23 protein-coding genes and 1 tRNA gene are annotated in these 19,990 nt (G+C 63.9%); 8 read left to right on the forward strand and 16 right to left on the reverse strand.

What is annotated here, in order from left to right; all coding sequences use genetic code 11:
* The first annotated feature begins 83 nt into the window (after window positions 1-83).
* A complete protein-coding gene (locus LMT64_RS06215; RefSeq protein ID WP_324295855.1) occupies window positions 84-296 on the forward strand; it encodes a hypothetical protein in 213 nt (70 codons plus the stop codon).
* Between the two features lie 66 nt (window positions 297-362).
* Here the strand turns inward: LMT64_RS06215 and LMT64_RS06220 are convergent, their stop codons facing one another.
* Window positions 363-860, reverse strand: a complete 498-nt coding sequence (locus tag LMT64_RS06220; RefSeq protein WP_170165889.1) for a universal stress protein — start codon at window positions 858-860, stop codon at window positions 363-365.
* A gap of 276 nt (window positions 861-1,136) precedes the next feature.
* Between LMT64_RS06220 and LMT64_RS06225 the strand changes: the two genes are divergently transcribed.
* Window positions 1,137-1,212, forward strand: a tRNA-Trp gene (locus tag LMT64_RS06225).
* Between the two features lie 135 nt (window positions 1,213-1,347).
* Here LMT64_RS06225 and cutA read toward each other — a convergent pair.
* Together cutA and LMT64_RS06235 are read right to left on the reverse strand one after the other, a co-directional pair.
* Window positions 1,348-1,656, reverse strand: a complete 309-nt coding sequence (gene cutA, locus LMT64_RS06230) for a divalent-cation tolerance protein CutA (protein ID WP_126350952.1) — start codon at window positions 1,654-1,656, stop codon at window positions 1,348-1,350.
* A 39-nt stretch (window positions 1,657-1,695) separates the two neighbouring features.
* Window positions 1,696-2,016, reverse strand: coding sequence for a cell division protein FtsB (locus LMT64_RS06235; protein WP_229253080.1), 321 nt, complete (start codon window positions 2,014-2,016; stop codon window positions 1,696-1,698).
* Between the two features lie 193 nt (window positions 2,017-2,209).
* On the opposite strand from LMT64_RS06235, the gene LMT64_RS06240 reads away from it, so the two are divergent.
* Window positions 2,210-3,814 (forward strand): chloride channel protein, encoded by a 1,605-nt coding sequence (locus LMT64_RS06240; RefSeq protein WP_229253081.1) that lies wholly within the window; start codon window positions 2,210-2,212, stop codon window positions 3,812-3,814.
* A gap of 144 nt (window positions 3,815-3,958) precedes the next feature.
* On the opposite strand, the gene secA is transcribed toward LMT64_RS06240, so the two are convergent.
* The 3 genes from secA to LMT64_RS06255 all read right to left on the reverse strand — a co-directional run bounded on the left by secA (window position 3,959) and on the right by LMT64_RS06255 (window position 8,383).
* Window positions 3,959-6,568 (reverse strand): preprotein translocase subunit SecA, encoded by a 2,610-nt coding sequence (gene secA, locus LMT64_RS06245; protein WP_126350954.1) that lies wholly within the window; start codon window positions 6,566-6,568, stop codon window positions 3,959-3,961.
* 110 nt (window positions 6,569-6,678) lie between these two features.
* Complete coding sequence (locus LMT64_RS06250; RefSeq protein WP_126350955.1) at window positions 6,679-7,560, reverse strand: ADP-ribose pyrophosphatase; 882 nt, start codon at window positions 7,558-7,560, stop codon at window positions 6,679-6,681.
* Window positions 7,561-7,567: 7 nt separating this feature from the next.
* A complete protein-coding gene (locus LMT64_RS06255) occupies window positions 7,568-8,383 on the reverse strand; it encodes a type III pantothenate kinase (protein WP_229253082.1) in 816 nt (271 codons plus the stop codon).
* Window positions 8,384-8,585: 202 nt separating this feature from the next.
* Between LMT64_RS06255 and LMT64_RS06260 the strand changes: the two genes are divergently transcribed.
* On the forward strand, window positions 8,586-10,514 hold the full coding sequence (locus LMT64_RS06260; protein ID WP_229253083.1) for an acetate--CoA ligase: 1,929 nt from the start codon (window positions 8,586-8,588) through the stop codon (window positions 10,512-10,514).
* Between the two features lie 116 nt (window positions 10,515-10,630).
* Window positions 10,631-11,770, forward strand: coding sequence for a tetratricopeptide repeat protein (locus LMT64_RS06265; RefSeq protein WP_170165890.1), 1,140 nt, complete (start codon window positions 10,631-10,633; stop codon window positions 11,768-11,770).
* A 95-nt stretch (window positions 11,771-11,865) separates the two neighbouring features.
* Here the strand turns inward: LMT64_RS06265 and LMT64_RS06270 are convergent, their stop codons facing one another.
* From LMT64_RS06270 to LMT64_RS06280, 3 genes are read right to left on the reverse strand one after another with little or no spacing between them, the layout of a single operon-like run.
* Window positions 11,866-13,032 (reverse strand): nitrilase-related carbon-nitrogen hydrolase, encoded by a 1,167-nt coding sequence (locus tag LMT64_RS06270; RefSeq protein WP_126350958.1) that lies wholly within the window; start codon window positions 13,030-13,032, stop codon window positions 11,866-11,868.
* Window positions 13,029-13,397 (reverse strand): DUF5615 family PIN-like protein, encoded by a 369-nt coding sequence (locus tag LMT64_RS06275; RefSeq protein WP_126350959.1) that lies wholly within the window; start codon window positions 13,395-13,397, stop codon window positions 13,029-13,031. Before LMT64_RS06275 ends, LMT64_RS06270 begins: the two co-directional genes overlap by 4 nt.
* The gene (locus LMT64_RS06280) at window positions 13,394-13,615 is read right to left on the reverse strand and encodes a DUF433 domain-containing protein (RefSeq protein WP_126350960.1); all 222 of its coding nucleotides are present in this window, start codon (window positions 13,613-13,615) and stop codon (window positions 13,394-13,396) included. Before LMT64_RS06280 ends, LMT64_RS06275 begins: the two co-directional genes overlap by 4 nt.
* A gap of 105 nt (window positions 13,616-13,720) precedes the next feature.
* Here LMT64_RS06280 and LMT64_RS06285 point away from each other — a divergent pair, with 105 nt between their 5' ends.
* The gene (locus tag LMT64_RS06285) at window positions 13,721-13,894 is read left to right on the forward strand and encodes a hypothetical protein (protein ID WP_170165891.1); all 174 of its coding nucleotides are present in this window, start codon (window positions 13,721-13,723) and stop codon (window positions 13,892-13,894) included.
* An 85-nt stretch (window positions 13,895-13,979) separates the two neighbouring features.
* Here LMT64_RS06285 and LMT64_RS06290 read toward each other — a convergent pair whose 3' ends face one another.
* From LMT64_RS06290 to efp, 5 genes are all read right to left on the reverse strand, one after another.
* Window positions 13,980-14,543: a hypothetical protein gene (locus tag LMT64_RS06290; RefSeq protein WP_126350961.1), complete on the reverse strand. Its 564-nt coding sequence runs from the start codon at window positions 14,541-14,543 to the stop codon at window positions 13,980-13,982.
* Complete coding sequence (locus LMT64_RS06295) at window positions 14,530-14,979, reverse strand: hypothetical protein (protein ID WP_126350962.1); 450 nt, start codon at window positions 14,977-14,979, stop codon at window positions 14,530-14,532. The genes LMT64_RS06290 and LMT64_RS06295 overlap by 14 nt, the downstream gene beginning before the upstream one ends.
* Before the next feature lie 250 nt (window positions 14,980-15,229).
* Complete coding sequence (accC, locus tag LMT64_RS06300) at window positions 15,230-16,567, reverse strand: acetyl-CoA carboxylase biotin carboxylase subunit (RefSeq protein ID WP_126350963.1); 1,338 nt, start codon at window positions 16,565-16,567, stop codon at window positions 15,230-15,232.
* Window positions 16,568-16,651: 84 nt separating this feature from the next.
* Window positions 16,652-17,191 carry an acetyl-CoA carboxylase biotin carboxyl carrier protein gene (accB, locus tag LMT64_RS06305; RefSeq protein ID WP_126350964.1) on the reverse strand — a complete coding sequence of 180 codons (540 nt, stop codon included), beginning with the start codon at window positions 17,189-17,191 and terminating at the stop codon, window positions 16,652-16,654.
* 159 nt (window positions 17,192-17,350) lie between these two features.
* Entirely contained in the window at window positions 17,351-17,908 is a 558-nt protein-coding gene (gene efp / locus LMT64_RS06310; protein ID WP_126350965.1) for an elongation factor P, read from the reverse strand.
* 242 nt (window positions 17,909-18,150) lie between these two features.
* Here efp and LMT64_RS06315 point away from each other — a divergent pair, with 242 nt between their 5' ends.
* Window positions 18,151-18,867: a 50S ribosomal protein L25 gene (locus tag LMT64_RS06315; RefSeq protein WP_126350966.1), complete on the forward strand. Its 717-nt coding sequence runs from the start codon at window positions 18,151-18,153 to the stop codon at window positions 18,865-18,867.
* 55 nt (window positions 18,868-18,922) lie between these two features.
* Here the strand turns inward: LMT64_RS06315 and LMT64_RS06320 are convergent, their stop codons facing one another.
* Both LMT64_RS06320 and LMT64_RS06325 read right to left on the reverse strand, forming a co-directional pair.
* Window positions 18,923-19,075 carry a hypothetical protein gene (locus LMT64_RS06320; protein WP_229253084.1) on the reverse strand — a complete coding sequence of 51 codons (153 nt, stop codon included), beginning with the start codon at window positions 19,073-19,075 and terminating at the stop codon, window positions 18,923-18,925.
* A 48-nt stretch (window positions 19,076-19,123) separates the two neighbouring features.
* Window positions 19,124-19,498, reverse strand: a complete 375-nt coding sequence (locus tag LMT64_RS06325; RefSeq protein WP_229253085.1) for a hypothetical protein — start codon at window positions 19,496-19,498, stop codon at window positions 19,124-19,126.
* A gap of 233 nt (window positions 19,499-19,731) precedes the next feature.
* On the opposite strand from LMT64_RS06325, the gene LMT64_RS06330 reads away from it, so the two are divergent.
* Window positions 19,732-19,989 (forward strand): cupin domain-containing protein, encoded by a 258-nt coding sequence (locus LMT64_RS06330; RefSeq protein WP_229253086.1) that lies wholly within the window; start codon window positions 19,732-19,734, stop codon window positions 19,987-19,989.
* The last annotated feature ends 1 nt before the right edge of the window (window position 19,990 follow it).

The following is a 19,990-nucleotide window of genomic DNA, read 5'->3' on the forward strand; positions in this document are numbered from 1 at the left end:
GATTCAGCCATACTTGAGAATGCGTTAGTTCCTCCCCTGGGAACCCTGGCCTCCTAAAGTACGTACTGACTGGCATGAGAACCATGTCTATCGTTCTGGGTGTGTTGGCCCTGCTGGGACTGCTGGCCGGGTTTCTGCCGTTGCTGGGCTGGGTCAACTGGTTTGCGGCCCTGCCCCCAGCCTTGCTGGGACTGCTGCTCGGCGTGCTGGCACGTGACCGGGGAGCCACCACCTTCAACGCCGTGATCATCGGCCTGGCTGCGCTGCGGTTGATGCTGGGAGGCGGGGTGCTGTAAAGGCACTGTCTGACCAAACGGCCAGCCCATCGTAGGCTGGCCGTTTAATTTCCTCAGCACTAAGGATTAGCCGTGCCATTCCACCACAGGTTGATCCGCCTTGACCAGTAAGACAGGAACACGGACATGGCGCATGATGTCTTCAGCCACGCTTCCCAGCACAGCGCGGCGCAGGCCCGTGCGTCCGTGGGTCGACATCACGATCATCTTGGCCTGTTCCTGTTCGCGCACCCGCATCACGATGTTGCCGACCTTCTGGCCCAGGCGCGGCTCGAAGCGTAGTTTGGCTTCCGGGTAACGCTGGCTTAGCTCCGCCGTCATTTCCTCTTTGCGGCGCCTGATGTCTGCAGGTGTCACGCGGTCCTTACCGAATTCTTCCATAGGACCACTGGCATCACGCTGCACATACAGGATGACCAGATCAGCGCCCAAGGGCTGGGCCAGCGACTGGGCATGATCAATGGCGCGGTTGCCAAGTTCGCTCCCGTCGGTGGTGACCAGAATGCGGTTGCGGGTAGCGGCAATGGTATCGGGGGCAGCTTGGTTCGGTGTGATTTGTGTCATAGGCGGTGCATTTCTCCTCATGAGTCATAGGCGGGTGCAGGGCAGGATGGAACCCCACTCGGTTTAGGGCAGACAGTTGGGTTGTATCCTTGTCGGCCATCTTAACCTGAAGTTGCCCGTCATCTTGCAGGTCCCTGCTGAGCTGGGAAACGGCCGACCTCCAGCTTCTTCCAGCTTCTTCTCATGGCCGGTTCTCAGCGGCTTGCCAAACGCTTGCACAGAGCCAAGTGGGCTGCTAAACTGTTCCAGCCTTTCCAGAAATACCTGGTGAGATGCGGGTTCTTAGCTCAGTTGGTAGAGCGGCGGTCTCCAAAACCGTAGGTCGAGGGTTCAAGTCCTTCAGGGCCCGCCACAGTATCGCCCCGGCAAATGATTGCCGGGGCGATGGCTTTTTGTGACATCCGGCGAACAAGGAACTTGCATATTCACTGTGTCAGTCACGAAGCACTGACGAGTGGCTGGCACTTCAAAGCCCATAAGATGAGGGCTAGGGCCTGGTCTGCTCCATCAACCAACTCTGATAGGCCGGAAGCATCCGGTCCACCGGCAGCGCTACGATTTCAGGCACCTCATATGGGTGCAACTCGCAGACCCGCCGTTCCAGATCGGTATAGCGCTCGCCGACCGTCTTGATCAGCAATACGACTTCGGCGGCTTCCTGCACTTCACCTTCCCAGCGATAAACGCTCTGGACTGGCAACGCCTGCACACAGGCCGCCAATCGTTCCTGCACCAGCGCACGCGCCAGGGCCTGAGCCGCTTCGGAAGGCACACTGACCATCACCATCAGGGACATGCGAGCAGCATACTCCTGGCCGCCTAGGCGGCTTGGCCCTCAGGGCAGGCGGTACTCGTCGCAGTTGGCCCCGACATTTTCCGGGTCATACTCGGCCACCAGTACGGCTTCGTCACGGCCCACATAGCCCCAGCAGCGGGCCAGTTGCTCCAGGTACTGCGGGGAGTTCAGTTGGACCTTGGCATCTTTGAGAATCTGAATGTCGTTTCGCAGGCGGTCATTCTCGGCCTCAGCTTCGCGGGTCTGCTCAGTCCAAGTCATGGATCTGTAGACCCCAGTGCCCAGGTGAACTGCCGTCTGCACCGCTCCGACAGCGCAGAGCAAACAGGTGGTCATCAGCATCAGCGGCACCCGACTCATGCGCCGTCCCAGCCGTGACCATCGGCTCCGCAAACCCGTAGGAGCGCCCCTGGTTGGGGGATCCTGGGATGGTGGCGGTGGCGTGGGAGCGCTAGACATCTGCGCCAGAGCATACCCTATCTGGGAGGCGGTAGACCCTGAACCTGACCAACGCCGGAGCCGAGATAACAGGCCGATGGTTTAGCATAGGCAGGTGCGTCCGCCCAGTTTTGCCCCACTCAGCCGTCAAAACCTGCTGCGCCGCTGGCAGAGTGCAAGGCTGGTGCTGCTCAGCGTGCTGGGCGGAGTGCTGATTGGCCTGCTCGCAACGCTGCTGCGGCTGGGTCTGGGGGTGCTGACCTCGGCGGCCAGCGCCGTTACAGGTTACGCCCCACCCGGTACACCCGGTGAAGGCGGACTGATGATGAGCTTTGGGACACCGCAGGCGCTGGGGCTCCTGCTCTTGCCCGCGCTGGGAGCCCTGTATGTCTGGCTGATGCCCCGTGACGGTGAGGCCCTGAATCAGATGGTGCGGGTTGGCCTGGGTAAACGCAGCGACGCCGATGAGCGCTGGGCGCTGGACAGTGAAGTGCAGACCCTCAGCGCCGCCGCGCTGGCTTCGGCGGGCGGGCTGCTGGTGGGCCGCGACGCCGCCTTTGCCGCGCTGGGCCGCCTGGGTACGCGGCTGCTGGGACTGCTCACCCGCCTGAGTGCCGGCGAACACCGCACCCTGGTTCTGGCGACTACAGCCGCAGCCTTAGGCGCCGTACTCCACGCCCCGCTGGCCGCCGCCGTACTGGTGGCCGAAGTCCTGTACCGCCGCTTTGAATTCGAGTACGAAGTGCTGATGTCCTGTGTACTGGCGGCCATTACGGCCTACGCGGTCTACGGAACGGTGTTCGGATTCCGGCCACTTTTCCAACCCCCGGTCATGGACGGTCTGGGGATGGGCGACCTGCTTCCGGGTCTGCTGATCACGCTGGTCGCTACCGCTCTGGCGTGGCTGGTCCTGCGCCTGAGCGACATCTTGCCCCAGCCACGCTTTTCGACCGAACGACTGGCAGCCGGCGCCGGCTTCGGTGCGCTGAGCGCCGTGCTGGTATTGCTGGTTGGACCCCAGGTGCTGGGTGACGGTTCAGGCTGGATGGCCCTGGGCCTGAACGGAATGCTGGACGCCGCAGGCGCGCTGGAAACCGCCGGCTGGCGCTGGCTGCTGCTGGCGCTGGGGGCAGGGCTGGCGTTTGGGGCGGGCGTGCTGCCCAGTCTGGCCCTAGGCGGCTTGCTGGGGGCAGGCCTGGGTGGATTGCTGGGCGGCGACCCGGCACTGGGCACGCTGCTGGGTGCCGCTGCCTTTTTGACCGTTACCCATAACACTCCAGTGGCGGCCACCTTGCTGGCGGTGGCCTGGGGTGGTGACGCGGTGCTGCCTGCTGCGCTGCTGGCCGCCGGGCTGGCCCACCTGCTCAGCGGCGAGGTGGGTCTCCTGCCTGCACAGGTGGCTTCCCGTTCCCGCCGCGCCGCTGAGGCCGACGCCGCCGCCCTGGTGCTGGCCGAAGCCGAGGCCCGCCGTGATCAGGGCAGCGAAAACGGCGAGCGGCAGATTTACCGCCGCGCTGTCCCCAGTACCTGGGGTGGAGTGGCCATCGGGCGATTGGCCCTACCGCCCAGTGTGGAAGTCGTGGGTCTGGTGCGTGACGGCGAGGTACTGCTTCCCCGCCGTAGCGTCAGATTGCTGCGAGGCGACGAGGTGATGCTGCTGGCCCGTCCCGACGCCTACGCAGCGCTGGACGCCCTGTTGGAGCTGCCGGAATTGAGATAGGACAGAGGGTCGCAGAAAACCAGGACGAAGGCCCAAGAAACACTGGCCTTCGTCCTGGTTTTCTGCACTTGATGGGGCGGCTCTGTGCTTAAGACTCACATCCGCAGGAACAACCGTCGCTCCTCACTCCGTCCGCATGAGCAATTACCCGAACTGCATCCGGAACACCTGCTGGGTCACGTCGCCCTTGAGGGTTTCAATCATCTCGTTGAACATGTTGGTCGCTTCGAACTTGTACTCGGTAAAGGGGTCGCGCTGGCCGTAGCCGCGCAGGCCGATGCCTTGGCGCAGCACGTCCATGTTGTAAAGGTGCTCTTTCCAGTGCTGGTCCACCACCTGCAGCATTACGTAACGCGACAGGCTGTTCATCATGGTGGGGCTGAGTTCTTCTTTACGGGCTTCCAGAGCGTCGGCGGCGGCACCGATCAGCAGCTGATCCAGCTCATCGGGGTTGGCCGAGCGCAGCGCCTCGAAATCGAAGTGCTCCAGCTGCGGCACGGCGTCCAGCACCGAAGCGCGCAGGCCGTCCAGATCCCATTCCTCGGCAGGCTGCTCAGGAGCGGCGTACTGGTCCAGCAGCAGTTCCAGGTAATCGCCCACCATGCCCTCGACCGACAGTTCCACTTCCTCGTCGGCGCCCAGCAGCACTTCGCGGCGCTGTGCGTAGATGGTTTCGCGCTGATTGCTCATCACGTTGTCGAACTCCAGCAACTGCTTGCGGATACCGAAGTTGCGGTCCTCCACGCGGGCCTGGGCTTTCTCAATCGCGCCGGTGACCATTTTGGCCTCAATAGCCTCGGAGTCATCAAAGCCCACCCGGTCCATCATGGCCGTGATGCGCTCGTTGGCAAACAGACGCATCAGATCATCATCAAAAGACAGATAGAAGCGGCTGGAGCCGGGGTCACCCTGACGTCCGGCGCGTCCACGCAACTGGTTGTCGATCCGGCGCGACTCGTGGCGCTCGGTGCCGATGATGTGCAGACCACCCAGTTCCTTGACCCGCTGACGGTCAGCCAGGGTATCGTTGTGCAGCGCCACCGCCTGCTCCACGAATCCACGGGTCACGCCCGCGATCTGTGCGCCCAGGTCATACACCTGATCGCTCCCCCGGCTGACGGCCTTGATCAGGGCCTCGGCTTCCGGCGCGTAGCGGCTCACCCCAAAGTTCTGCTCCAGCGCCTCGCCAATCATGAACTCGTCGTTGCCGCCCAGCATGATGTCGGTGCCGCGCCCGGCCATGTTGGTGGCGATAGTCACAGTGCCGCTGCGGCCCGCCTGCGCGATGATGCTGGCCTCCTGCGCCTCAAACTTGGCGTTCAGCACGGCGTGTTGGATGCCGGCCTCTTTCAGCTTGGCACTCATCTCCTCGGAGGTGTTGATGCTGGCGGTCCCGATCAGGATCGGGCGGCCCGTGGCATGAATTTCCTGCACCTCACGTACCACGGCGTCATATTTGCCGCCACGGGTGCGGTACACCAGATCGTTTTGGTCCTGACGCTGAATAGGGCGGTTGGTCGGAATCACCAGTACGTCCGAGCCGTAGATGTCCAGGAACTCCTTTTCCTCGGTCTTGGCGGTGCCGGTCATGCCCGCAAATTTGTCGTACAGCCGGAAGAAGTTCTGGTAGGTCACGGTGGCCAGCGTCTGGTTCTCGTTCTCGATCTTGACGCCTTCTTTGGCCTCGATCGCCTGGTGCAGACCCTCGCCGTAGCGCCGGCCCGGCATGGAGCGGCCCGTGAACTCGTCGATAATGATCACTTCACCCTCGGCGTTGACGATGTAGTCCTTTTCACGGTGGTACAGCTCGCGGGCGCGGATGGCCTGCTGGATCATGTGGGCCTTGTCCATATTGTCGGGGCTATAGAGGTTATCCATGCCCAGCAGCCGCTCGATCTTGTCGATGCCGCCTTCGGTCAGGTGAACCTGCTTGCCCTTTTCCTCGATGGTGTAGTCGCCAGTGGGATCTTCACGCACACCAGGCTCGGCGGGTTCGCCTTTTTGCAAGCGGCGGATCAGCTTGCTCATGACGTAATACTGGTCGGTGGCTTTCTCGGCGGCGCCCGAGATGATCAGTGGCGTACGGGCCTCGTCGATCAGGATGGAGTCCACCTCGTCCACGATGGCGTAGTGCAGTGGGTGATCGGCGCGCAGCACCAGCGATTCCTTGCTCTGGGCCATGTTGTCGCGCAGATAATCGAAGCCCAGTTCGGAGTTGGTGATGTAGGTGATGTCGGCGCGGTAAGCGGCCTGGCGCTGGTTGGGCTGCATGTCGCGCGTGACCAGTCCCACGGTCAGGCCCAGGGTGCGGTACAGCAGGCTCATTTCTTCCATGCCTACCTTCGCCAGATAGTCGTTCACCGTCACGAGGTGACAACCTTTGCCTTCCAGCGCGTTGAGGGCCAGTGCCAGCGTCGCCACCAGCGTCTTGCCCTCACCGGTACGCATCTCCGCAATGCGGCCCTGGTGCAGTGCCGTGCCGCCGATCAACTGCACGTCGTAGTGGCGTTTGCCGATAGAGCGGCTCCCCGCCTCGCGGATCAGCGCGAAGGCCGGAACGATCACGTCGTCCAGCGTCTCGCCGCCTTCTTGCACGCGCCGCCGCAGCTCCATGAATGCCCCGGCGAGGTCTTCGGTGGCCTTCATTTCTTCTTCCAGCGCATTGACTGGCTGAACGACCGTTTTCAAGATGGTGTTCACGTCGCGCTGGTTATTGTCAAAGAGTTTGTCTAGAACTTTGGGTACTCGGAACATTACCGCGAGTATACGCCGCGCAGGTGAAGTGAATCTGTCAGAGGCGAGGCCGCTTAAAGGCATCTAGAAACCTGTCAAGTGGCACACAGTCTCTGTGCGGCTCTCTCAGCTCAGTCCAGCAGCTTGTCCACAATGACGGCGTGATCGGCGTAGAACTGCCGAGGGTTCACCAAGGCCTCGGCCAGCGGTAAGCGCTGCAAGTCCGCGCGCAACTCAGCGGGCGGAGCGGCCAGCGCCACCCAACTGAGGGTCTGCCCGGTCAGGGTGCGCCCGCCGCCGCTGTAGAGCGTGCCTGCGCCCTCCACAGCAGCAGGCAAAGCCACACCCGGCAACTCCCATAGCCCTGCCCCGATTGGCCCGGGCCTTTGATGGACCAAGATGTCTTCCCCATCGCGCCAGAGCCACAGTTGTTCACGCTGCTCGGCAGGAACCTGGGTTTTGGCCGCATCGACCGCCTGCCACTCTACTTGCAAGCGGGCATAGTCAGGCGTGTTGGCCCAATCATGCAGCCAAGGCAGAGTCGCGGCGGGCAAGTGCCCCGGCAACAGCGGTGAGTCCGGCCCCTCTAGAAAATAGGCGCGGCGCAGCTCGGTGGCGCTGATACCGCCTTCCAGTTCCGGCAAGACCAGCCGCTCCCAGCCTGGAAACCAGTGCAGATAGGCACTCGAATCGTCCTTGACGTAACCCACCAGCGTGACCGGATCGCCGGGGGCGAACAGACCGCGCACATCGGCGGCCCAGCGCTCGGCGTCGAAGCGGTCGGGCAGCGCGCAAAAGCGCACCCGGCCCAGGTCTGCACCCGCCGCCGCTAGTGCCAACCGCCACAGTTCCTCACGCTCGGCAGGCGTCCAGGGATTCTTGATGCTGCGGGCCAGATTGGCACTGCCCAGGGCCAGTGTCAGTTGGGACGAGTGTTCCAGGGCAGCAAGTGCTGAGGCCAGATGGGCGTGGTGCGGCGGCTGAAAGCGTCCGATGTAAAGAGCGTGAGACATGCCGTTTTCAGTCCTCTGCCTGCTGCCTGGAATGCCACATCTCAATGAGGCCCCGCAGGGTCAGGCCCTCATCATAGAAATCCACTTCCCGGCAGATGCCTTCCAGCACTCCGGCAAAGCCCCCGGTGGCGATGGTGACCGCCGGGGCGTCCAGCTCGGCGCGGACGCGGCGCAGCAGACCGTCCACCATTTCGGCGTAGCCGAAGACCAGCCCCGATTGCAGCGCCTGCACCGTGTTTTTGCCAATGGTACGCGGCGGGGCTTCCAGGGCGATGCGCGGCAGCTTGGCGGCGCGGGCAAACAGGGCGTCGGCGCTCACCTGCGCCCCAGTCGCCAGAATGCCGCCCAGGAAGCGGTGACCGCGCCCGATCACGTCGAAGTTGGTGGACGTGCCGAAATCCACGACCACTGCGTACTGCGCCCCCTCGCGCTCCAGGTATGGCTGTGCGCCGAACAGGTTACACAGCCGGTCCGCGCCCACGCCGCCCGGATCATCCAGTTCCACGCTGACCTGGGGTAGGTTGGCGGTGTTCACGCTAAAGGTCTGCATCCCGAAGCGCCGCTCCAACGCCTGCACGTAGTTCTCCCCCACCGGCGGGGCCACGCTGCTCAGGACCGCCTGCCGGGGCAACGCGTGGCCGCCCATCGCAAAGAGGCTACGGACCTGCCGCGCCAGATCGTCGGGCAGCAGGTCGCGGTTGGTGCGAACCCGCCAGGTTTCACGCAGGCCGCGCCCTCCACCATCGGTCAGGCCCAGCACCGTGCTGGTGTTGCCGATGTCGATGACAAGCAGCGGCTGGGCGGCAGGATCAGCATGGTTCACGCGGGCCATTCTAAGCGAGAAGGGCGCGCAGGCCGCCTGCCCTGCCCCCTTGCCTATGTCATCACTTTCGGCGCGCCAGACATGATAACTGCCAGGCTTTGGGCTAGGATGACCGCGTACAGCGAAAACTAAACCCGGATTTTTCCTGCGGGGCACGGCAAATGGTGACCTTCACCTCCGGCCCCCGCGGTCAGGAGTTCCCATGAGCATGGACTTTGCCCTCTTAAAACAGCCCCTGGTTTACCCCACCGATGTTCTGAAAGATGAGACACCCTATACGCAGGCGCAGGCCCAGGAGTGGCTGAACCTACCCGCTGAGGACTACTGGCTGAAAATAGCCGCCGAGCTCGACTGGTTTCAGCCGCCCACGCGGGGACTGGAGGGGACTTTTGGCGACTTCTGGTATTTTCCGGGGGCCACCGGCAACGTCAGCGTGAACTGCCTGGACCGTCATCCACCGGAGCGCACCGCCCTGCTGTACGAGCGCGAGGACGGCCACACTGAGCGCTGGACTTACGGCCGGCTGACCGACGCCGTCGCCCGCTTCGCGGCGGCCCTGCAGGACCTGGGCGTCGAACAGGGCGACCGGGTCACCGTCTACCTGTCCAACGCGCCTGAAGCGTTTATCGCCATTCACGCCTGCTACCGCATCGGGGCAATCTATTCGGTGGTGTTCGCAGGCTTTAGCGCCCACGCGGTACGCGACCGGCTGGAAGACGCGGGCAGCCGGGTCATCGTCTGCACCGACGCCACGCTGCGCCGGGGCCGGGCGGTGGACCTCAAAGGCACGCTGGATGAGGCGCTGGGCGGTATGGACTGGCGCACCCAGGCGCGCCCGCAGATCATCGTGGCGCGGCGCATTGACCCGGACTACCCCTTGAAAGACGGCGAGCTGGACTTTCACGAGCTGCTCAGCGCCACGGAGCGCCGCGCCGAACCCGCCCGGTTGGAAGCCAACGACCCCGGCTTTATCATCTACACCTCCGGCACGACCTCCAAACCTAAAGGCCTGGTGCATTCGGGCCTGGGCTTTTTGACCGGGGCTTACGCCAACGTGAAATGGGCGCTGAACCTACACGAGAACGACGTGTACTGGTGCACCGCCGACGTGGGCTGGCTGACCTTCCCGATTTTCGCGCTGGTGGGCGGGCTGGCGCACGGGGCCACCCACGTCGTGTACGAGGGCAGCATCGACACGCCGGACTTGGGGCGGCCCTACGACATCATGAGCCGCTACGGCGTCACCAAGATTTTTACTGCGCCCACCGCCCTGCGGATGATGCGCCGCGCCGGAGACGAGCTGGTGCGCGACTATGACCTGGATAAATTAGAACTGGTCGGACTGGTAGGCGAGCCGCTGGACCCCGAAACCTTTCACTGGGTGAACGGCAATCTGGGCGGCGGGCGACTGTTCGTGAACAACACCTACGGCCAGACCGAAACCGGGACCGCCTGGGCCAGCTCCATGGTGGGCCTGACGCCGACCCGGGCGGGCAGCTGCGGCCACCCCCTGCCCGGCTACCACGCCGAGGTACTGCGGGAAGACGGCACAACTGCCGCCCCCGGCGAACTGGGCGCACTGACGCTCACCGAGCCGTTTCCCTGCTTGGCCCGCACCGTCTGGGGCGACCATGCCCGCTACGAAAGCACCTACCTGAGCGACTTTCCGGGCCGCTACGCCGCCCACGACGCTGCGCTGCTGGACCCCGATGGGCAGCTGTGGGTCACGGGCCGCCTAGACGACGTGATCAACGTAGCCGGGCACCGCATCGGCACGATGGAACTGGAAGCCGCCCTGATTACCCACCCCGCTGTCAGTGAAGCGGGCGTGGTGGGCCTGCACGACGACATTAAAGGCACGGTTCCAGTGGCCTTTGTCGTGCCACGCGGAGGCGTGCAGCGCGGCCCTGAGTTGGAAGACGCTCTGGCCGAAGCCATCGCGCAGGAGGTGGGGGCGATTGCCCGGCCTGGGCGGGTGATCGTGGTGGACACCGTGCCGCGCACCCGCAGCGGCAAGATCATGCGCCGAGTGCTGCGTGACCTGCTGACCAGCGGCGAGGCGACGGGCGACCTGAGCAGCCTGGACAACCCCGATGCCATTGACACGGTGCTAAACGCCATTCGCGGCTGAACTGTCCCAGCCATCCCATGAAATAAGCGGCGGCCAGTTGGCCGCCGTACCGACACGTCACCGGCACGGAACCGCCCAGGCCTCCGCCGCGTATGCACCAAGCGGAGGTCCCCTTTATGCGCGTTCTCACCTGTTTGCTCCTGCTGGCGCTGCTGCCTACGCCCGCTCAGGCCAGCCCTCAGCCTACCGCGTCCCATTTGCTCGGTGCCCCCCTCCTGACCCTGCTGACCCCTGACGAGGTGCTGGAACTGATGGACTCCGGACAGCTGGACGAGGCGGCAGCGGCGGCAAGGAAGGCAGTGAAGGTGCGGCCCGACTCGGCGCGGGCGCGGGTGGTGCTGGCCCGCATCCTGGCGCGTCAGGGACGACTGGAAAAGGCGCGGGCGATGCTGGCTGAGGCCCAAGCCTTGCCGCAGTGGGAGGCCGAAGACCTGGGCGTACCCTACGACTCTCCCAAGGAAATAGACCGGGTGATGCAGCGCGACCCGGCCCGTGCCAAGGGCATGATCGCGGACGTGCTGCTGGCCGAGGGCGACGACCCCAAGGCCCACTACCTGCTGGCGCTGGCCGAAGTGCAACTGGGGAACTACGGCGCGGCACAGCAAGCACTGGATCAGGCCAGAGCGGTGGACTCGGCGCTGGACTTCGCGCATCCGGATACACTCGCCCGCTTGGAGGAATTGCTGCGCGAGCGCCCCGGCCAGACCGCGCCGCTGGCCACCCCCGGCCTGACCCCACCTCAACCGTTGCCCTGGTGGGTCTGGGGCGGGGTAGGCGTGGGCACGGGGGCGCTGGGCTGGTGGGGCATGGTCGCCCTGCGCCGCGCCTCCGCCGCAGCCAGAGCCGAGCGGGAGCGCGCCCTTTTTGACGCCGAGCAGACCCTCTCGCGGCAGATCGAAGCGGCCCAGCTGGATGCGCGGCGTAGCACTGACCCCGCTGCCGAGCGGCGGGTAGAGCGGCTACGCAACCTGGAGGGCGAACTGCGCGGCTGGAGCAAGGCAGGCTGGAGCGGCGACGACATCCGGGGGCACTTTGGGATGATGCTGGCCGCCAGCCAGAGCGACGCGGCCTGGGCCGCCCATAAGGCCGAACTGGCCCGGCAGGCTGCCGAAATTGCCGCTTCCCGCGAAGCTGAGCGCCACGCGCACAGCAGCAGCGACGAGCCTTCGAGCTTTCGCAGCGGCGCGGGCGACTCGTGGAGCAGTGGCAGCAGCGGCAGCGACAGCGGAGGCAACAATGGGGGCAGCAGCTGGTAAGTGGACTGGCCACCAGGCAGACAGCACCCAGAACAGGCTCAACGCGGCGTGAACCAGACCCAACCCGGCGGCCCAGCGGAACAGGCGCTCTGGCCTCAGCTGCCCATGTCCGCCCGCCCGGCCAGCCAGGCCCGCAGCGCCTGCTCGTGCGGGGTGGGCGGGGGCGGAGGCAAGTGCGAGGGCGGCAATGTCAGGTCAGCGGCAACCACTCCGGTCAGGTACTCATTTTCCAGCGCGTGTCCACTGCCCGCCGCCCGCACGCGCCCTGCCTCGCGCAACTCTGCGTCTGTGCCTGCCGCCACCCAGGGCAGCAGTTTCAAGAAGCCTCCGCGTGGGTCGGTCATCGCGTAGCTCTGCGGCGTGCCCTCATCTAGCCGCCCGGTAATAGCGCTTTGCCCATCGAAAGTGAGGTCCAGCAGGTTGCCCACCACCATCGGATTGACCGCGTAGCGGAACTGCCCCGATGTGGTGGCCTGCCAGCTGCTTTCCAGCCAGGCCAGCGGCTGCGGGCGAATGCGGGCGGGGTCAGGCGGCAACCCCTCGTCGGCAGTCCAGGCCGAGCCGTTGGCGTCGGGTTGCAGCAGCACGGTGCAGCCCTGCGCCTGCAAACGCCCGCGCACGTCGGCGCGGAAGGCGTCCAGCGAAATCGCCACACCCAGGTCGCCTACCGGTGTGGGAAAGACCCGCAGGTCGTCCAGCCGCCCAGGGGTCAGGTCCAGCCCACCCGCCGCCTCCGGTGGGGTGAGGTGAACCTTGTCCGCCGTGCCGATCAGCCGGCCGTCTGGCCCGAAGATGACGCCGGCATTGGTCAGCACACCCGGCACCCGGCGCAGCTTTCCGCCCGCGTCCAGCCGATAACGCGGCAGCGGCAGCGACCCGGCGCAGAGGTACACGCCGTAGGCCAGGGCCAGCGCCTGTGCCGTGTGCAGATACAGGGGCACGGTGACGCGTGACAGATGCAACTGTACCGCCCGAATAGGCGACACCCGCTCGGTCAGCATCAGCCGCAGCACGTGGGGCCAGTGGCGCAGCACCAGCTCCCGCGCCGCGCCCGCAAAAGTCCGTGCCCGTACGCCGCCCAGCAGCAGCAGCGGCAGGCCGTTCAGCTCGGTCAGCACGACCAGGTTGGGGCGCGTGTCGCTCAGCTGTGGGCGGGCCAGTTCCAGTTGCCCGCGCATCCAGCGCCCGAAAGCGGCGGGCGCGACAAAGTAGCTCATACGCCACTGGGGCTGCACGGCAACGGCGCGGAAGTGGCGGGTCATCCGCTTACCTCCACCACCGCTTCACCACTTTCCAGCAAGATAGCAATCTGCTCAAATTGCCGCTCAAACAGTATTTTCAGGGCCGCCTTGCTGGTATTTCCGCAGGTCAGATAAATCAGCCTGGGCGGCGGTCCCAGACGCACGACTCGCTCAAGAAAATCGGCGTCTTTGGAGACGATAACGGCCCCAGCCTCACGCGCCTGAGCAAAAATTGCAGCATCTTCGGCATCTCGCAGCCCCAGATAGGCCGCACTGTAAGCCTCTATACCGAAAGTCTCGCGCAGCCAGGGAGCCAAAGCTGGCGGCAGGTGGGCATCCAGCCACAGCGGGCCAAGGTGCAGATCACCCCTTTGCTCATACCTCATGCGCTCAGACGGGGGTGGTCAACGTAGCGGGCGGCCCAGGTCAATGCCGCATAAACGTCCTCACGTTCCAAATCCGGATGGTCGGCCAAGATTTCCTCTACCTCTACCCCTGCCCCCAGCAGATCCAGAATGTCCGACACGCGAATCCGCATACCACGAATGCACGGTCTTCCCCCACACTGCTGCGGGTTGACGGTTATGCGGTCCAACAGGCTCATGGCTTTATTCTAGCTGGCTCCCGTTCTCCCCGCCGTGCTGAGCGCCTGCGCTCCTGCCAGCTGCCAGGACGCGCAGATCTGGCCTGCACCCGCTTCAGCCCCGGCGTGGCAGGTTACGAGCTGGCCGGCGTGGGCGGTGTGGACTCGGTGGGTCAGGCCACCGCTGAGACTTGGCTGGTGCTGCGCTGCAACGCTCAGCCGCAGCGCAGGCTGGAACGCGAATACTGGCCGGGGGGGCCGACTGGGCCGGTGGGCCAGAGTGGAGCGCGGACGCGGTGACCTACGGGCCGGGGCGCACACATCCGCAGGTGAGGCCGTACACCTTCACGCTGGAAGAAGCCCAGCGACAGCTTGGGTGCAGGGACTAGAACAGCCGCCACCAGGGCACCACTTGCATCTCTGTCGTTAAAGTCAGCGGCACTTGTACATAAGACGCAGTTTGGGCGTCCGGGCCGTCAGCATGACGGATAAGCGAGAAATCGTAGACCACTTTGTAGCTTCCGGGCGGCACGCCTCCGATATGTAAGGCCACTTTCGCCGTTGCCGACCCATTCGCCGGGAGGGTGAGAGGCGGCAGGGCCATGGTCAGACAGGCCACCGTACCAACTGCCTCACGCAGTTCACCCTGACGGCTGTAGAACCTGGGTAGGTAGTCAGTAGAAAAACAGCTGAACGGCTCAGTCAGCGTCACAGGCTTGGACGTATGGTTGAACACCGTCATCGTCATCCTGTCACCGCGCCCCTTGACCACTCTGGGATGCGTCAGCCTGACGCTGAGGCCGCCCTGCACCTCTGAGGTGGCCGTCACTTCCGAATTGCGCCAGAAGGTGCGGGGAGCGTAGATGGCAAAGACAAAGGCGGCGATAAGCGCCAGTGCACCGAAGCCCAGAGCTTTCAGCACAGTTTTCAGCACTTCAGCGGAGTTCAAAGCGCACCTCCTGCGGCTTGGGATGCACTTCCTCTACCCTCGGTTGCATAGGCAGAGGCTCGGTGGGGCTACGGTATTCACTATGCACGGGTAAAACCTCGGCGGGAATGCGGTATTCGCCTTTCGGAAACCCGTCAACGATGGCCTTCTTGGTTACACGCAGGCTCTCGCCAGGGCCAAGCAAGATAGGCGCGCGAAATTCAGTGGTGCAGCCATAGCCCACTGCCCTTTCTGGCTGCGGCACAATTCCCGTGCTCGCATCCTCCACTTGCCAGATGTAAGGGCATTGAGACGGGTCCATCATTTCCACTGGCGCGTCGCCCACGTTGGTATAGGTCACTTTAAGCGGGTAAAGCTTACGGTTCCACACCCACTGCGGCGTTTGCAGTTTGACTTGCACGTCACCCACTCGCACCGTCTGCTCTTCAGAAGTCATGGATGTCGTGCAACCCACTGAAACCCATGCCAAGAAACTTATACCCAACACTCGTTTGTTCACACCCACACCTCCCTACAATGAATTAGGCCGCCAACGCCCCAGCCTGAGCGGGAGCATCTGCGGCCAACTGTAGCGAGCGTGGGTTAAGGCAAGCTGACGGGAAAATCCCTTGGACTCTTAGACGCCTAGACCTTTAGACGGAAAGGCAGTCCGCCGCCCAAACTCACTCCGTTCGCGGGAGCAGCCTTCACATCTGCATGCGCGTCTTCAGGAAGTTGGTCAGCACCGCACCCTGCTGGTAAAAGGGGTTGTCCATGATGCGGATATACAGCGGAATGGTCGTCTTCGGCCCCTGAATCACCGTCTCGCCCAGGGCACGCTTCATGCGGGCAATCGCCTGCGCGCGGCTGTCGTCGTGGACAATCAGCTTGCCGATGAGGCTGTCGTAGTGCGGCGGAATGGAATAGCCGCTGTACACATGGCTGTCCACGCGGGTCTTGGGGCCGCCCGCAAAGTGGACATCCTCGATTTTGCCAGCCGCCGGGCGGAAATCCTTGTCGGGGTCCTCGGCGTTGATGCGGCATTCGATGGCGTGGCCCTGCAACTGGATGTCTTCCTGCTGCAGATGCAGGCCCTCGCCCGCCGCAATCTGAAGTTGCAATCTCACAAAGTCCAGCCCCGAAATCATCTCGGAGACGCAGTGTTCCACCTGAATGCGGGTGTTCATCTCCATGAAGTAGTAGTTCCCGGCCCGGTCCACGATGAATTCTAGCGTGCCGGCCCCGGCGTAGTTCACGTGCTTGGCGAGGCGCACCCCGGCGGCCAGAATCTCCTGGCGCAGGTCGTCCGGCAGCGTGGAGGGCGCTTCTTCGATCAGCTTCTGGTTGCGCCGCTGAATGGAACAGTCACGCTCCCCGATGTGGATGACGTGGCCCTCACCGTCGCCCATGACCTGCACTTCCACGTGCCGGAATTCCTCCAGGAACTTCTCCATGATGATGGCCGGGTCACCGAAGTACAGCCGCGCTTCTTCCTGCGCCTGCGAGAAGCCCTTTTGCATCTCCTCGTCGGAGCGGATGACCTTCTGGCCGCGCCCGCCGCCGCCTGCCGAGGCTTTCAGCAGCACCGGGTAGCCGATGTCGCGGGCCGCCGCCAGGGCCGCTGCGGTATCGGCCAGCACGCCGGTGCCGGGCACGGTGGGCACGCTGGACGCCGCCGCAATCTCGCGCCCGCCCGCCTTGCTGCCCAGTTCGCGCATGCTTTCGGGGGTCGGGCCGATAAAGACGATGCCGTGGTCGCGGCACATCTCGGCAAAGTCGGGGTTCTCGGCCAGGAAGCCGTAGCCGGGGTGAATGGCCTCCGCGCCGGTCATCAGCGCCGCCGAGATGACGTTCTGCACTTTCAGGTAAGAGTCGGTCGAGGCGGGCGGCCCCACGCACACCGACTCGTCGGCCAGCAGCACCGGCAGGCTCTTTTCGTCGGCGGTGGAATACACCACCACGGTCTTTACGCCCATCTCGCGGGCGGTGCGGATAATCCGCAGGGCAATCTCGCCCCGGTTGGCAATCAGGATTTTCTTGAACATAAGGCTCCTTACAGATGGCAGAAAGCAGAAGGAAAAAGGCGAAATCGGCCTCTGGTCCTTCTGCCTCTATGCATCTGTCCAGTCTCACTCAATGATAAACAGCGTCTGGCCGAACTCCACCGGCTCGGCGTTCTTCACCAGAATCTCGCGGACCACGCCGCTGCTTTCGGCTTCGATTTCGTTCATCAGCTTCATGGCCTCGATGATGCACAGCACCTGGCCTTCTTCCACGCGGTCGCCTACCTTCACGTAGGGCGCGGCATCGGGGCTGCTGGCCTCGTAGAAGGTACCCACGATAGGCGCTTTGACCGGAGTTCCGGCGCTGGCAGCCGGGGCAGCAGCTTCGGGAGTGGGGGCTGCGGGGGCAGCGGCAGGCGCAGTGTCAGCAGCGGGCGCAGCGGCCGGAGCTGAGCTGGGCGCGGGCGCGGGCGCTTCGGCGCTACTGAATGCTGGAGCGCTGGGCATCGGCGCGGGCGCACTCGCCGGCGCGAGGCCGCTGGTCGGCGCAAAAGCCTGCGGGCCGCGGCGCAGTTCAAGGTCAAAGCTGCCGGTTTTCAGGCTGAATTCACGCACGTCGGCGTAACTCAGGGCATCGAGGATTTTCTTGAGGTCATCTGGATTCATGGGCGTTCCTCCGTCGGTAGGGTCAGATTTTTCGGTCAGCTGATGATGCCACATTTCCCTGACACACGTCATGTTCAGGACTCAGGGGCATACCTGCAAAAAAGTGGCACCCCCGCCGCTTTGCGGGAAGGGTGCCACGCTGGATGGACTGGTCAGGGTTCAGGCGCGGCTGAGGTAATCGCCGGTGCGGGTGTCCACCTTGATCTCGGTGTCCTGTTCCACGAACAAGGGCACCTGCACCACGGCGCCAGTTTCCAGGGTGGCCGGCTTGGTTCCGCCCGAAACCGTGTCGCCACGTACGCCGGGGTCGGTCTGGGTGATTTTCAGGATCACCTGGTTGGGCAGGGTGATCTTGAGGGGCTTATCCCCATAGAACTGTACTTCGACTTCCATGTTCTCTTTCATGAACTTGGCGGCGTCACCCACCAGCACGCTGCTCAGGGTCACCTGATCGAAGGTTTCCATGTCCATGAACACGTAGTCGGAGCCGTCGGGGTACAGGTATTGCATGGTCCGGCCCTCAATAAAGATGTCCTGGAGCTTTTCGCCCGAGTTGAAGGTGCGGTCCACGATAGAGCCGGTTTCGAGGTTGCGGAACTTGGCCACCACTTTGGCGCCGCCGCGTCCGATTTTCTGGTGCTGGAAGTCCAGGCATTCCCACAGGCCGCCGTCCATCTCCACTTTGGTTCCGTTACGCAGGTCAGATACACTAATCATAATTCCTCCCACTATGGCATGAATCGCCCAGGACCAAGCAGCCTGAGTCTGCTATACTTTCACGGCTAGCCTGGACCCCAAGGGTCACAGCGTCCGGTTCCGCCTGGTGCAGCCCATCCTCCCAAAGGGTGGCCCCAGCGCAGGACATGCCCTTTAAACCTCGCAGCGGCAAATCCCTACCCTGGGCCTGCCGCGCCGGGTGGTGAGGCACGGCAGGCCCGGCGACTTTAGGAGGAATACATATGGAACTACAAGCCAAAGTCCGCAAGAGCGGCGAGAAGCTGGAAACTGGAATGATCCCAGCCGTCGCCTACAACAAAGAGAAGAACGTGTCCTTCGCCATTGAGCGCAAGGCCTTTGACCGTATCTTCCGCAGCCAGGGCATCAGCGGCCTGTTCGACATTGCCATTGAGGGCGAAGAAGCTTTCCCTGCCCTGGTCAAAACCGTACAGATGGACAAGCGCCGCCGCGAACCCATCCACGTGGACTTCTACATGGTGACCTACGGTCAGGCCATTGAAGCCAACGTGCCGCTGCACACCACCGGCCGGTCTCAGGGCGAAATCGAAGGTGGCTTGGTGGATATCGTGCACCACAACGTCACCGTGCTGGCCCCCGGCCCCCGCCGCATTCCCCAGGAACTGGTCGCTGACCTGAGCGGCCTGAACATCGGCGATCACATCACCGCTGGTCAGCTGGAACTGCCCGAAGGTGTGGAGCTGGTCATGGACCCCGAAATCACGCTGATCAGCATTCTGCCTCCCCGCCTCACCGAAGAGGAGCTGGAAGCCGAAACCGAAGCTGCCGCTGCTGCGGGCGCCGAAGCTGCGGCCATGGGCCAAGAAGACGAAGAAGCTGGCGAAGACCTGCCCAAAGAAGGCACCGAAGGCCGCAACCTGGACAAGGACAACCACAAGGCCGAAGAAATCCGCTCCGAGAGCGGCCAGGAAAGCAACTAAGCTTTTTCTGAGCTTGCTCTGACGACTGGGCTCCCCACATGGGGGTCCAGTTTTTTTATGGCCTTTCCAACGCGGCCAGTTCCGTGGTCAGGTTCCGACGGGCTGCCGCCTCCAGGGACGCAAATTCTGGCGTGGTAAAGATACATGGACGCTCCAGAAACCCACGCAGTACCTTGGCGCGGCCCTGACGGTAAACCGTGCCTGGCACGTCAGCGTATTCACGGCGAATCGCTGCGGTATAAGCCGCATATTGTGCCTAGGGCGTTCCCAGAATGCTCAGGTCGGCATCCAACAGCAGCGCAGCCAGCCGGTCTTCCGGCGGCGACAGGTGCCTGGTGGCCAGGATCAGGCGCCCTATCTGATGGCGTTCCTCCTCACCTACACCCTGTTGCTGCAGCCAGTCTCCGAACTGCTGGGCACTCTGGGCCTCGTTGTCGTGGCGACCCGGCACATAAATCAGGTCGTGCCCCCAGACGGCCAGAGCCAGGCTGGGTGTCAGCACTCCGCGCTCCTCCAGCACGTCTAGCAACTGCTGAACATGGGCCAGATTGTGGTACGCCCGCTGCGGTTCAGCGTAGTGCGGTGTGGCAAACGCTGGCGCGGCCGCCAAAGCACGGGTCAAAGAATACATGTCAGCAGGATCAGGGGCTCGCTAGGCTAGGGCTACTATGCAACCCCAGACCTTCGACTTGGAACGCAACGGGCAGGTGCCCAATCATCCTCGCCTGCCCGCTCAACTTTACCCAGGGGCGCTGGCTGGCTGGCCCACTGACACGGTCCGGCAGCATCTCGCTGCGCGAGACTGGAGTGGCACCTGGACCGGAGGCATCTACCCTTTTCACCACTATCACTCCACAGCCCACGATGGCCGTACTGGACGGCACCGCGCGGGTGGTGCTGGGCGGGAAAGGTGGTCCGGAACTCACCGTTCAAGCTGGCGATGTCTTGCTGCTGCCAGCGGGCGTAGGGCATTGCTGCGCAGATCACAGCGCCAATTTCCAGGTTATGGGGGCTTATGCAGCCGGGCGCGTGTGGGATGTCTGCCGCCCGGAGGAAACTGAACTGAACCAGGCCCAGGAACGTATAGCACAGGTGCCTGACTGGAACCACGAACCGGTCTGAG

The sequence above is a fragment of the Deinococcus radiophilus genome (assembly GCF_020889625.1).
Taxonomy (GTDB): Bacteria; Deinococcota; Deinococci; order Deinococcales; family Deinococcaceae; genus Deinococcus; species Deinococcus radiophilus.

Bases quoted from the DNA above. Each gene is read 5' to 3' on its own strand.
- LMT64_RS06215 (WP_324295855.1), top strand. From the start codon at position 84: ATGTCTATCGTTCTGGGTGTGTTGGCCCTGCTGGGACTGCTGGCCGGG.
- LMT64_RS06220 (WP_170165889.1), bottom strand. From the start codon at position 860: ATGACACAAATCACACCGAACCAAGCTGCCCCCGATACCATTGCCGCT.
- cutA (WP_126350952.1), bottom strand. From the start codon at position 1,656: ATGTCCCTGATGGTGATGGTCAGTGTGCCTTCCGAAGCGGCTCAGGCC.
- LMT64_RS06235 (WP_229253080.1), bottom strand. From the start codon at position 2,016: ATGAGTCGGGTGCCGCTGATGCTGATGACCACCTGTTTGCTCTGCGCT.
- secA (WP_126350954.1), bottom strand. From the start codon at position 6,568: ATGTTCCGAGTACCCAAAGTTCTAGACAAACTCTTTGACAATAACCAG.
- LMT64_RS06250 (WP_126350955.1), bottom strand. From the start codon at position 7,560: ATGTCTCACGCTCTTTACATCGGACGCTTTCAGCCGCCGCACCACGCC.
- LMT64_RS06260 (WP_229253083.1), top strand. From the start codon at position 8,586: ATGAGCATGGACTTTGCCCTCTTAAAACAGCCCCTGGTTTACCCCACC.
- LMT64_RS06265 (WP_170165890.1), top strand. From the start codon at position 10,631: ATGCGCGTTCTCACCTGTTTGCTCCTGCTGGCGCTGCTGCCTACGCCC.
- LMT64_RS06270 (WP_126350958.1), bottom strand. From the start codon at position 13,032: ATGACCCGCCACTTCCGCGCCGTTGCCGTGCAGCCCCAGTGGCGTATG.
- LMT64_RS06275 (WP_126350959.1), bottom strand. From the start codon at position 13,397: ATGAGGTATGAGCAAAGGGGTGATCTGCACCTTGGCCCGCTGTGGCTG.
- LMT64_RS06280 (WP_126350960.1), bottom strand. From the start codon at position 13,615: ATGAGCCTGTTGGACCGCATAACCGTCAACCCGCAGCAGTGTGGGGGA.
- LMT64_RS06295 (WP_126350962.1), bottom strand. From the start codon at position 14,979: ATGACTTCTGAAGAGCAGACGGTGCGAGTGGGTGACGTGCAAGTCAAA.
- accC (WP_126350963.1), bottom strand. From the start codon at position 16,567: ATGTTCAAGAAAATCCTGATTGCCAACCGGGGCGAGATTGCCCTGCGG.
- accB (WP_126350964.1), bottom strand. From the start codon at position 17,191: ATGAATCCAGATGACCTCAAGAAAATCCTCGATGCCCTGAGTTACGCC.
- efp (WP_126350965.1), bottom strand. From the start codon at position 17,908: ATGATTAGTGTATCTGACCTGCGTAACGGAACCAAAGTGGAGATGGAC.
- LMT64_RS06315 (WP_126350966.1), top strand. From the start codon at position 18,151: ATGGAACTACAAGCCAAAGTCCGCAAGAGCGGCGAGAAGCTGGAAACT.
- LMT64_RS06325 (WP_229253085.1), bottom strand. From the start codon at position 19,498: ATGTATTCTTTGACCCGTGCTTTGGCGGCCGCGCCAGCGTTTGCCACA.
- LMT64_RS06330 (WP_229253086.1), top strand. From the start codon at position 19,732: ATGGCCGTACTGGACGGCACCGCGCGGGTGGTGCTGGGCGGGAAAGGT.